At 52.2% G+C, this 12,206-nt stretch carries 9 protein-coding genes; all 9 read right to left on the bottom strand.

Features of this window, described 5'->3' with window-relative positions; all coding sequences use genetic code 11:
- Positions 1-286: 286 nt before the first annotated feature.
- Entirely contained in the window at positions 287-2,890 is a 2,604-nt protein-coding gene (locus tag C233_RS0118230) for a sensor histidine kinase (RefSeq protein WP_018668971.1), read from the bottom strand.
- Between the two features lie 92 nt (positions 2,891-2,982).
- A complete protein-coding gene (locus tag C233_RS0118225; protein WP_018668970.1) occupies positions 2,983-4,221 on the bottom strand; it encodes an ABC transporter permease in 1,239 nt (412 codons plus the stop codon).
- A gap of 35 nt (positions 4,222-4,256) precedes the next feature.
- Positions 4,257-5,549: an ABC transporter permease gene (locus C233_RS0118220; RefSeq protein ID WP_018668969.1), complete on the bottom strand. Its 1,293-nt coding sequence runs from the start codon at positions 5,547-5,549 to the stop codon at positions 4,257-4,259.
- Between the two features lie 34 nt (positions 5,550-5,583).
- Positions 5,584-6,204 carry a GIN domain-containing protein gene (locus tag C233_RS0118215; protein WP_018668968.1) on the bottom strand — a complete coding sequence of 207 codons (621 nt, stop codon included), beginning with the start codon at positions 6,202-6,204 and terminating at the stop codon, positions 5,584-5,586.
- 32 nt (positions 6,205-6,236) lie between these two features.
- Positions 6,237-7,499, bottom strand: coding sequence for an FtsX-like permease family protein (locus tag C233_RS0118210; protein ID WP_018668967.1), 1,263 nt, complete (start codon positions 7,497-7,499; stop codon positions 6,237-6,239).
- Between the two features lie 11 nt (positions 7,500-7,510).
- Positions 7,511-8,785 carry an ABC transporter permease gene (locus C233_RS0118205; protein ID WP_018668966.1) on the bottom strand — a complete coding sequence of 425 codons (1,275 nt, stop codon included), beginning with the start codon at positions 8,783-8,785 and terminating at the stop codon, positions 7,511-7,513.
- A 41-nt stretch (positions 8,786-8,826) separates the two neighbouring features.
- Positions 8,827-9,492: an ABC transporter ATP-binding protein gene (locus C233_RS0118200; protein WP_018668965.1), complete on the bottom strand. Its 666-nt coding sequence runs from the start codon at positions 9,490-9,492 to the stop codon at positions 8,827-8,829.
- An 86-nt stretch (positions 9,493-9,578) separates the two neighbouring features.
- Complete coding sequence (locus C233_RS0118195; protein ID WP_018668964.1) at positions 9,579-10,874, bottom strand: ABC transporter permease; 1,296 nt, start codon at positions 10,872-10,874, stop codon at positions 9,579-9,581.
- A 10-nt stretch (positions 10,875-10,884) separates the two neighbouring features.
- Positions 10,885-12,204 carry an ABC transporter permease gene (locus C233_RS0118190; RefSeq protein WP_018668963.1) on the bottom strand — a complete coding sequence of 440 codons (1,320 nt, stop codon included), beginning with the start codon at positions 12,202-12,204 and terminating at the stop codon, positions 10,885-10,887.
- Positions 12,205-12,206: the final 2 nt, after the last annotated feature.

Here is a 12,206-nt window from a genome sequence, read left to right as displayed (position 1 = left end):
TCAAGGATAAAGGCACGGAACAGGAAGACGGAAATCCTGTGGATTTTCTTTGGAATACATACGGCAAATGCCGTACTGATGATAGACAAGATCAGGAACAGGACGGTGAAAGCGGCATGATATGATTTTACAGGCAGAGGCAGAAGATGTCTTCAGACTTCTTCCCGAGCGTCATGTCTTGTAGGGTAAGATTGTGTGAGAAATTACAGGAATAGGACTATAAAAATGGCATATGAAGTGAGTATGCTCTATCATCTTCATATGCCATCTTGATTTTTAGGGACATTTACTGAATATCCCCTTTTATCCTGGCTTCGAAGCGGGTTCCTTTGCCCAGCTTCGAAGTAACCGTTATGGTTCCGTGCAAACGTTCTACAATCGTCTGGCAGATGCTCAGCCCCAGACCGGCGCCCTGCGTAAAGCTGTCCGCCTTGTAGAAACGTTCGAAGATGTGCTTCTGGTCTTCATCGGAGATGCCCGCTCCGGTATCTTCTACGAAAACGGTGATGTATCCGGCCTCCTCCGGCCTGTAACCAAGCGTGATACTGCCTTTCGTGGTAAACTTCTTGGCGTTGTTAATCAGGTTATTCACGACTTGTTTCAGGCGTACGGCGTCGGTAACAATATATTGCCCCGCCCCCGGCGGGAAATCGGTGCGCAGCTCTACTCCAGGCGGTATGTTCAGAAGCTGCGAGTCGTAAACCTGCTGCATGACAGAGGTAAGGTCGCAAGAGGAGAACTGAAACTCCATTGTCCCCGACTCGATACGCGAAAGGTCCAGGATATCGCTAATCAAAGCCAGCAGCAAGGAACAGTTGATATTGATAGTCTCGACAAACTGCCGCACTTCCTCAGGAGAGAAAGCGTCCAGGTCTTTCAGCAAGTCGGAAAAGCCTACTATTGCATTCAGCGGAGTGCGTATCTCATGGCTTATATTGGCAAGGAACGCCGATTTCAGCTTGTCGGCCTGCAAAGCGCGGTCGCGGGCGGCAATCAGCTCGTCTTCCGTATCTTTGTACCGCTGGATACTCTGGCATACTCCCAGCACCATATAGGGGATATCCGCCGTCATGCCGTCGTAAGCGGTACTGCGGAACTCCCACCACTCGTAACCGCCATTCGCATTCTGCAAACGGAAGCTCATGCGCGAGTTCGGCTCATGTCCCAGGATGATATTGTCGAAATGCCTGCGCGTATGGAGCAAGTCCTCGGGATGCACAATCTTGTCCAGCGCTTCCCTGGATATATAATCCGTATCGCCGGGGCAGTTGAAGCGCTGCAACAGCCCGCCTGGAAAGTGGAAACATTTCATGCGGATGTCGTACTGCCACGGATAAATGGAGCTTTCCTCGATAGCCATGCTGAAGAAGCGGCTTTGCATCTCCTCATCGGATATGTTGCGGCAGACAATCGCCATGCCCGTCAGTTTGTCTTTTGCGAATATAGGCACTACCTCGCCCGAAACGGGGAAGTACGTACCTTTCGTATTCTCCTGCATGAATGCCTTCTCCGGTATCACAACGGGTTTCCTGTCGCGGATAACCTGTTTCAGCAAAGTATGCAGGATATTCGCGCCATTCATATAAATGTGGAAAATGGAGCCGGCAATCTGCCCTTCGTACGAGCGTGCCGTATAGGTTTCGGACGGCAGCCCCAGCATCTCCGCCAGGGCGCGGTTCACGAAGTGGATGCGCATATCGGTATCGTACGTAACCAGGCCTTCGCGGATAGAGCAAAAGATTTTATCGAATTCGTCCCGTTGCTCCACCAAACGCTGCTGTATCAGCAAGCGGGTTTGCGCATGTATGCGCCTGCGCGACTCGCGCCGCTTGCTCCGGTAAAGCCACACTACAAGAAGCGCCAACGCGCCCACTACCACCGAATAGAGCAGGATAAACAAAACCCGGTAGCGTTCTATCAGAGGGATATTCAAGGTCGTTCCCCGCTTCGCAACGCTTCCGGCGTCTACATGAAAGAAGTCCAGTTGCTTATAATCGAACAATAATTTGCCGGTCAAATCGCTCACTCCGAACGAGGAAGGGGAAAGCCCTTTCAAGATACCGGCAGCCTGCTTGCCCGCAGCATAGGTATCCGCCGCAGGCTCTACATCGTAAACGCATAACACCCCGCTCGTCATAGCCAGGTTCTGATTGGCGAATACGGGAGCCTTCAGCTTCAACGAGAGGAAAGGAATCCATTTGGGAGCCACGACGATATGCTTATAGGCATTGTAATCATAGCAAATGGAGGTAATAATGGAGTTAAGCGCCTTTACCTGCACATTCAGTTTCTTCAGGCTGTATTCCGGATGTTTCTGCTTGAAGGGAATCCATGCCTCCTCCAACGCCTCCACCCCTTTGCAACTCAAGAAACTGCTGTCCGACAGGCAGACAATCTCCTTACGCGAGGGGAACATGCGTATGGCCTCCTCCAACAATACGCTGAAGTCCGTTTTCGAAGTAAAGCCGCAGACATTCGGCATCCTTTCGAATACCTTCTTGTCGGGGTATTTGATACCTGATATAACTACCGGAACCTGGTGTGGCAAGGAATCTCCGCAATGGGTCAGCGTAAAGAAAGCCTCATCGCTGGATGTCACAATCAAATCGGTTTTACGCTGCCTGGCACGTTCGCACATGCGGCGCATAATGACGCACTCCGAGGCGAAAGTCCAATAATCCGCATTCAGGTATTCGGTAGTAACGTTCGCCTTTACGCCTCCTTTCTCCAACCCTTTTTGCAAACCTTCGATAAGCTCCTCGTGCCAAGGTGTGTTCTCGGTATATGATTGTATGAAAAGTACATTATAGGTTTTCTCCGCAGCCGAAAGCGTTCCCGATATCAAACACAAGAAAGCCAATGAATAGAGTAAGAAAAGGTGTTTTCCCATTTTTTCAAATTTGAGTTGTCTGCGTAAACGTCTCTAAAGTCACGCAAATATACAAGTTATATCGGGAAATCGCACCAGTTATTAAAAAAACTTTATTCATCGTGCAGCGCTTCGGCAGGATGTACCTTCATCGCTTTACGTGCCGGGATGCCGATGCCGACTACAATCATCGCCCCTATAAGGACAAAGGCGGCAGAGGCGCAAAGCAGCAGACGTCCCCACTCCAAGGTCGTACCGTTGCGCCAGGAGTTCAATTCCATATTCGCCAGATTATAGTCTATGACGAATGCTACCGGCGTAACGAGCAAAAGTAACAACAGCCCTTCGCATACCAAACGGGTAAAGATGCTCATGTCCGACGCCCCATGCGCTTTATGCAAGGCAATCTCCGAACGGCGCTGCTGGGTGCGGAACCAGAAAGTGCCGAGCAGCCCCAGGAAGATATTCAACAACAGAAATCCCATTCCCATAACGTAATTGCGCAGGTCGTTGCTCCATGACTGCTGGAAATTACGGCGTATATCTTTAAAGGAACGCACTTCGGAGATAAAGATATTGCCGATGCGGAACTGCTTCTCGCTGTCCGCTTTCAGGCGCCGGATAAAATCATGGTCCTGGTTGTCCCGGACACGGAGGCAAAGCTCCAGCTTCGTATCGTACCAGCCGAGCTTATACAAGTAAGTATAGGAGTCGTAAGCTTGCTGGAAATCGGAATAGCGGACATCCTGCAAGGCCGCTCCCAACCGGTAAGTGCGTGTGGTATCACCGAAAAGGCTGAACCGCTTGCCCACGAACTCCGTCAGCGAATGGCCGTACTTCCGGTAAAGATTGTCGGAAGCAAGGAACTCCCCTTTTTCCAACATTCCGGCAAGCTGTTCGGACGTTTCGCCGCGTGCTCCCCGGTAACGGAACACACGCACGAAATCGGGAGTTACCATACGGCTTATCGTCCAATTATCAGATACTAACGTATCATAACGTACCGGGTCCGTAGAGTTACTGCCGTTATACGGATACGAGTTTTGCGAAAGGCTCACCGCCTCTATCTCCGGACGGCGGCGCAGGCGCTCCACCAGTTCAAGAATATCAGCATCTTCCTGCTCGCTGGTCTGTCCCGGGATATAATCGGGGCTCTTATCGGTAAGTTTCCCCATTTCTATGAGGTAACAATGGCTGATGTCGAAGCCGCGCGGCTCCAGGTAGGTTGCCGTCCGTGTATAGAGGTAATCCACCACAAACCACATTACAACGCTTACTACCAGCAATTCCAGCGCCAGCCACAGGTTGTTGCGCCATTCGTTCTTTATCTGTGTTAAAAGTTTCTTCGTCATTTCTTTCTGCGATTAATATTTAGCGGCAAACTTTTTCAATGCAACCGTCCGCCTAATGCATTCACAATCCCGATGCGCGAGGCACGCCATGCCGGAAAACCGCTGCTCATCAGGTTCAGCACGAAACAGAAAAGCAATGCCCAGGCAAAGGTAGAGGCATGGAGCAGAATAGATGCATCCACTTCCGGCGGGTTCAAGGTCTGGCTGAACTCCTGGGCGAAAAACAGCGTATTGCCCATATATGCGAAAACCACGCTCAACAACAGTCCCACAACACCCGCCAGCAAGGTTGTCACCAGGTTCTCTGCAATAATCTGCCCCATTAGTTCCGTGCGCGTACTGCCGAAAGCACGGCGTACCCCGATTTCCGATACCCGCTGGCGCAGACGGCTCTGCGTCATGCTCGAAAGGTTAATGGCAGGCACTATCAGCAAAATAGCGAAGATAACAGCCCTTTGGCGGCGAGCTGCATCCACATCCGGCTCTACGTTGGCTCCGAAAGCTAAGGCATTCTTTTCCTGGTCGTAAGGGCGGTTGCGGTAAATCAGCTCCCAGCCGTTCTTCCCGATAAGCGTATTGTATTCGAGCCTGCGCCGTTCCGCCTCCTCGCGGATAGCGGGAAAATCATCCCGGCTATGTGCCAATATCGTGCAGCTCATTCTCCCCATATGCCGGTCGTTCCAGGTATCCTTATCCATGCCGGTCGAGGTGTACGGAACCCATACCTGCCCATAAGCGCAGTCTGCCAGTGTAGATACATCCTTCACTACCCCCGCTACACGATAGGGAGCATGGTTGAGCAGGAACTCGCGCCCGGCAACCTCCACCGTACCGAAGATATTGCGTGCCACACTCTCCGTAAGCACTGCCACCGGCTGTCCGGCATCGAATGCAGCCTTGTCGTAAGGCTTACCGCCGATGAAGGAGAAATCGAATACACGCCAGAAGATGTCGTCCGTCTGCCGCAAATCCGCCCCTACCGCCGGCTTGCCCGGCAAAGACACGGGGGTAGACACCGGAAAAGCGGTATAGATAGTCACTGCCTCCGGCGTTTTCAGCGACTGGAAACACTCGCGGGCGGTTTGTGCGCTCATCGGCCCGTTGCTCGTACCGTTTCCCCAACTCGAATTGGTGATGCTCATAGTCTTGACATGCAGAAAACGGTCGCGGTTGCTTTCGGGGGCAAAAGGAGCTACCTTTACCTGCTGCATCATCACCACCAGCATGATGAGGAAGATAGCGAGTGCAGTGCCGGCTATGCCGACCGCACTAATCAGCGGCTGCTGGCGAAGTTGCGCCCATGCTTGTGTAAAATATTGCTTTATCATCTATTCATTCGCTATTTAAACGGCACACTACAATCTATTTACCTACTTTCAGATTACGGGTATTCACACTGCCTACTCCGCCTTTGGATATATCGGCCTGTCCGGCAGTCCCGCTCAACGTAACCTGTCCTACACCGCTCAGCTTTGCAGATAAGAAGTCGCAATCAACCTGAATTTCGGCACTGCCCACGCCGTCCAGCCCGACTTTCAGCGAACGGCAGGTTAAATCGCTTACTCTCAGTTCGCCTACTCCTCCTACCTGGAACTTTACATCGCCCAGCTTCAGCGGTTCCTTGCAGTTGAAAGAGCCTACGCCGGAGAAATCCACATTCTTCAAATCGGGTGCAGACAGATAGACTGTCACTCCGTTTTTCCGGTTGCGTATCTGCTTCTTACTCTTAAAGCCGATAACCAAGCATCCTTTATTTACAGATGAAGAGGTATTCTTCACATATTCTTCCTTTCCCTCGATTTTCAAGGAATAGGTATCGCTTTGGGTAAAATAAACGGAAGCTACCGAAGTTACATCTATGGACGAAAACGCCTCTACCTTGCGCACTTCACTCACTTTACCGTCTTTTCCATTACCAGCGGCATACACCGTACCGGTGATTACCGTAAATATACAACTAAGGGTTATAAACAATGCTCTCATAATTCATTTGTTTTTTTGTTATTTCCTAATTATTATTCTTCGTGCAAAGCTTCCGCCGGCTGTATGCCGGTTGCCTGTCGTGCGGGGAACCAGATTCCCACTATCACCATTAACGCAATCAGTACCCACGCACCCAGTGTTCCCAGCAGGAAACGCAGGAAGCCCCATTTCACCGGCCAGGTAGCAATCAGTTCGGTATGTCCTATCGTAAACTCGGCAATACCCACATTATAACATACAATCATGGCAGGCAGCGTAACGAGAGCCAGCAACAACAGTCCCTCTCCCACCAGCAAGCCGAACACCTGTCTTTTCGTACTCCCCATTGCAAGCCGCAAGGCTATTTCGCCGCGCCGGCGCCGGGTACGGAACCAGAAAGTGCCTATCAGTCCCAGGAACACGTTCACCAAAAGGAACAGCACTACGACAGTTTGTGTATTCACTTTATCCACATCCCCTTTCATTACCTCGTACAACAACTGCTGCTCCTCATAAGGAACGACATCGGCAATGAACATATTGTCCGTATCCAGCCGCGGAGCTATCTCCTTCAGGAACTTATCCCTGTAATCGGGAGAGTCCGCCGTTTCCTTCACACGGAAAACCACCTGCGCCCACTGGTCGGCAAATTCCTCCTTGACTACCTTTTCATCCAGCCTCCGGTAGAAGGCGCACGCATCGTCGCCATAACGGTATGTGCGTATATTCCCCACCATTCCGTATTGGGCGACGGTCGTGGCAGAATCGCCGTACCAGTGCAACGGCGTATCCGGAGAGAAGCCCGGTAATTTCTTCTTGAAATCGCGGACTGCCTTTTCGGTGAGCATCACATGGTTACCGTCGGCAGGCATCGTGGCGAAAGGACGTGCCTCATCCTCTTTCATACGGAACACGCGGTTGTAATCGGCGGTAGCCATAATGAGGCGTCCGTTCAGCCCTACCGTATCGTTTGCCGCCAACGAGTTATAGCTATTGTTGCCGCTCATCGGCAAGCTCCAATAACAGATAAAGGCGGACTCTACCGAAGGCTCGCGTTGCAGCTTTTGCAGGATACCGAGATACTTGTCTGCTCTCGTCATGCTGCTGTCCCGGCTCTCGCCGCCCATAATCATCGAAAGTTGGTAAACATGGTTTATGTCATAGCCTAACGGACGATAAAACGTATATTTCAGGCATCCCAGCGAGTCGCAGAGAAACCACATGACGATAAATACCAGAAACAGTTCTGCAAGCACCCAACCGTTGCTGCGGAAGCGCGCGCCAATCATACGTAAGTTATGTACTATGAATTTCATAATCAATCTTGTTATTTATCGTTCAAAGAATCTACAATCGTATGCCGTGCGGTGAGCCATGTGGGCAGGCCTGCACTCAGCAGGTTGATAACCAGACAGAAAAGGAAGGCCAGGCAGAACACCGTCGGGCTGAACAACACCGACATGCTCAGGTCGAAATCGCCGGAAGTGCCGATATTCTGGTCGTTGACGAACAGCCATGTACGCATCGCATACACGGACAGGTAGCTGAATACCAGCCCCACCGCCCCGCCAATCAGCGTCAGCACGAGGTTTTCATTCAAAATCTGCCTTATCAGCACGCCGCGCGTAGCCCCGAAGGCCTTCCGTACCCCCAGTTCGGTGATACGCTGCTGCATGCGGCTGTTACTCAGTCCGCAGAGATTGAGTGACGGCACTAAGAGGATAATGAGCAACGCAAGGAAATACTGTATATACAGCATGCGCAAATCAGGACCCACATTTGCCCATACGTGATTGACGTGCGCCACGATTTCATCGGGCTGCTCCATGATATCTATCAGCATTTCACTCTGCACGGCATTGATATCTTCCACCCGCTTTTTTATTCCCTGCCTGATAGCCGGAAAATCGGCGGACGAGCGTGCCAGCACAGCTACGGTATGCGCCTGGGAATAGCTATAGATAGAGGATGAGTTTTGCTGTTCGGCGGGATAAAGGCTCCACACCTGCGCATAGGCATCCTTGGCCGTAACGGAAACATCCTTCACCACACCGCAAATACGCGCCTCGTTACGGTTGAGCAACACCGTCCGGCCTACCACGTCCGTAGTGCCGAACACCTTCCGCGCCACGGAAGCTGCCATGACGATAGCCGATGCATCGCCGCCCCAGTCCGAGTTGTCGAACCCTCGTCCGGCAACGAACTGCATAGGGAATACCTTCCAGAAACCAGGGTCTGTTTGCATGGCATCCACTTTTACACGGTTGGTTCCGTCGGGCATGGAAATCAAGGCAACCGTTGCCGGGACGAATGCCGTACAAGCCTCCACTTCTTTGAGTGGCTGTACGCACTCTTTCATAAAAGCCGGCGAACAGGCGCTGTAATTGTTCCGCCTCTTATTATCCTTGCCCTGCAAATGTATGCTGCCGATATACAGGCAACGGCTGCGGTTTACCTCCGGCTCGATATCCGCGTACTTCACCTGCCAGGTAATTACAATCGCCATAATCATCGTTATGGCAAATGCCGTACCCAGTATGAATATGGTACTCAGCAACGGATTCTGCCGTAAAAGCACAAAAGCTTGACGAATAGTCTGCATGAGATTTATGATTTATAATATGTATGGTTTATGGAATCGGATTATTCTACCTGACGGCCGTCGAAGAAGCGTACCGTACGGCTGGTCTGCCTGGCCTGTTCCTCGTTATGGGTTACCATGACGATAGTACGGCCGTCCTCCTTGTTCAACTGATGCAGCAGTTCCATAACTTCCGCACCCATTTTGGAATCCAGATTACCGGTAGGCTCATCGGCGAGTATTATCTCCGGATTGCCTACAATGGCACGGGCAATGGCTACGCGCTGGCACTGTCCGCCGGAGAGCTGCGTAGGCATGTGGCGCATGCGGTGGCTCAGCCCCACCTTCTGCAACACTTCCTCCGCCAGACGGCGGCGCTCCTTTGCCGACACCTTACGGTACAATAAAGGCAGTTCCACATTATCCAGTACATTCAGCGAGTTAATCAGGTGGAAAGACTGGAACACGAACCCCAATTTCAAGTTGCGGAAAGCCGCCAATTCCTTGTCCTTCATGCCGTCCACCTTAGTGCCCGCTACCTCTATTGTGCCGCTGGTAGGTGCATCCAGCAAGCCCATAATATTCAGCAAAGTAGATTTACCGCAACCGGAAGGTCCCATGATACTCAGGAACTCGCCCTTGTTCACTTCGAGGTTTACATTCTCCAATGCTACGGTTTCAATCTCGTTCGTACGATAAATCTTGTTGATGCCAGTTAACTTAATCATAATGGTAAGTATTTAATTGTTATTGTTTAAATCCTATTTATATCCCGAACTCATACCTTAAACGTTTCCGCCTATGCCTCCGTACCCTATTCGTCCCGAAGGGCTTCCGTAGGGGGTATCCTGCTTATCCTGCGTGCCGGGATGTAAATACCCGCCAGCACCACAGCCAGCATTATCAGGAAGACGGCGCACGATACTATCAGGAAATGCGGCGCAAAGTCCGTCACCCAGTAAGTTTCGGTACTCTGTACCCAGGCACTCCCCTCGTTCACCCCCTCCTTCAGGGCATATTGCAGGTAGAGCAGGCAACCCGTACATACGGCGACGGACGTCAGCACTACCCCCTCGCCCATTAGCAGGCGGACGATATGCCCCGGCGTAGCCCCGAAAGACAGCATTACCCCCACTTCCTCGCGGCGCGTACGGGTCTGCAACCAGAACGTACCGATAACTCCCAGGCAGAGATTGACGAGAAAGAACCCCGCTATTGCCAGATTACGGCGATAGACAGACGTTACTCCCGCATATTCGCGGGTAGCAATCAGCTTTTCATACGGCTGTATGCTGCGAGCAAACAGGTTTCCCGCCTGGAGCGTCTTTATCATCCACGGACGGAACTCGTGCATGAAGCGCTCCATGCCTACGCCTTCCTTCAAACGGATGAGTATTTGCGCCCTTTCAGGAATTTCGGATACATCGACAGACAGTTGCGGACGGAACATAACGGCTACCGGCCGCCATTCGCTGTATATCTTCAAAGTACCCACCGTACCGATAACCGATATGTAAGTGGTATCGCCTCTCTCAACAGCTATCCCGCGTTTGCCGAAAGGCTCCTGCGAATGAAAGAACTTCCGGAGCGCATTCTCCGTCATCACAATATCATTCTGGGTATAATCGTAGTCCGAAAGCTGCTCCGGCGTCATCCCTTGCCCCGGACGGAAGCCGTATGTCTCAAAAAAATGCGTATGCGGCATGAACTCGATGCACATGGCAGAGCCGTCCACGGTATCCCCTTCCGCCTGGAAGGAATAATTACTGCTGCCCTGCGAATTAGGATAGCAATACCCCAACAGGGGAGCAGCCTGCTCCACGCCCGGATAATCCCTGACGAGCCGCACGAAGTGCATATAGTTGTCCACCATAACGGCAGAGTCCTGTGCCTGCACGTTGTAACCGGGCACACCGGCCGGCAGAGCGCCCAAAGAAACAAGGCATAGGCGGTCGGCATCATACCCCAGCGGAATGCTGCGGTCGTGGGTAACCACAATAACCGGGTCGAGGATTGCCCAGGAAACTATGCTCACCAGGATAAGCTCCGCCAGCAGCCAACCGTTACGGCGACGGCGCGCCCAAAGATTTTTCAATATCAGTTTCAGCATATCTTTCGTATTATCTTTTTTCGTTCAACGAATACACAATCGGCTTGCGCAACGAATGCCACGCCGGTATAAGGGCGGACAGCAAATTCAGCGCAACGCACAGCAGCAATGCAGCAAGGAACACCGCCGGCGCAAACAACATTTCGCCCGACACCCTGACCTCCGTCCCTTCGGGAACCGCTGCAGGCCACGCATCCAGCACGGTAAACACCCACTCGCGGCACACGTAGAGCACCAGCCAGGCAACGACAAGCCCCAAAGCTCCGCCCAACACCGTGAGCAGCAGGTTTTCCCACATCACCTGCGAAAGCAGCCTGCCGCGTCCGGCTCCGAAGGATTTACGTACCCCCATTTCCACCAGACGGTTCTCCATGCGGCTGGCAATCATCCCGCTCAGGTTGAGTGCCGGCACGAGCAACAGCACCAACAGCACCAGCAGTAAGTAGCGCACCGTTGCCCACGTATCGAACTCCTGGCTGGCAACCGACTGAAAGGCACTCAGCAGATGCGATGTAGGCTGCTCCCATATAGTCAATTGCCACTCGTCTTTATGTATCAGGTTCTCCTTCCGCACCAGCTCCTCGATTTCAGCATGCAGCGCCTTTGCCTGCGCATCGTCTTTCGTAAGAAAGGTCAGGCTGAACGCTCCCAGGTACGGGATGCCGTACTTCCCTTTCTCGTACCCGTCGGATACCGTATAAGGAAGATAGACCTGCGAGTAGGAACCGGGCGTCAGGTAACTGGCGCCCCGCACCACACCGCAAACGCGGTAATCCGTATAGTTCAGGCTGAACGAGCGGCCTACCACCCCCTCGGCGGAACCGAACAGGCGGCGTGCCAGCCCGTCGGTAATGACTGCCGTACGGATGCCACTCGCCAGGTCGGACTGTGTAAACGCCTGCCCTTCCAGAAAGCGGAAAGAGTAGATGCGGAAGAAACCGGGGTCTGTCAGCCTCACGACCACCGGAAAATCGCCGCTGCGGTCTGCCGGCTGAACGAAACTATTGCTTGCCATGTCGTCCTTTAGAGAAGCCGACACAACCTCCGCATTCTTCAACGGATAAAACCACTCCTGCAATGCCTTATAGGAAACCGCCCATTGAATCGTCTGCTTATTCCCCTCCGTTCCCTTCTTAAAGCGCACGCCGGTAAGGTAGTGCGTGCCCATACGGTTGGTTTCCGGATAAACGGGAGCTATTTTGACATAGTAGATAACCGCCATTACCATGGTCATGGCAATAGCCAGCCCCGTACCCGTAATATAGAGGGTACTGAACAGCGGATTTTGCCTCAGCAGCTCCCATGCTTGTTTCAAGTGAGATTTTATCATAA

Source organism: Bacteroides gallinarum DSM 18171 = JCM 13658, assembly GCF_000374365.1.
Lineage (GTDB): Bacteria > Bacteroidota > Bacteroidia > Bacteroidales > Bacteroidaceae > Bacteroides > Bacteroides gallinarum.
This window is presented reverse-complemented; position numbering and strand designations above follow the sequence as displayed.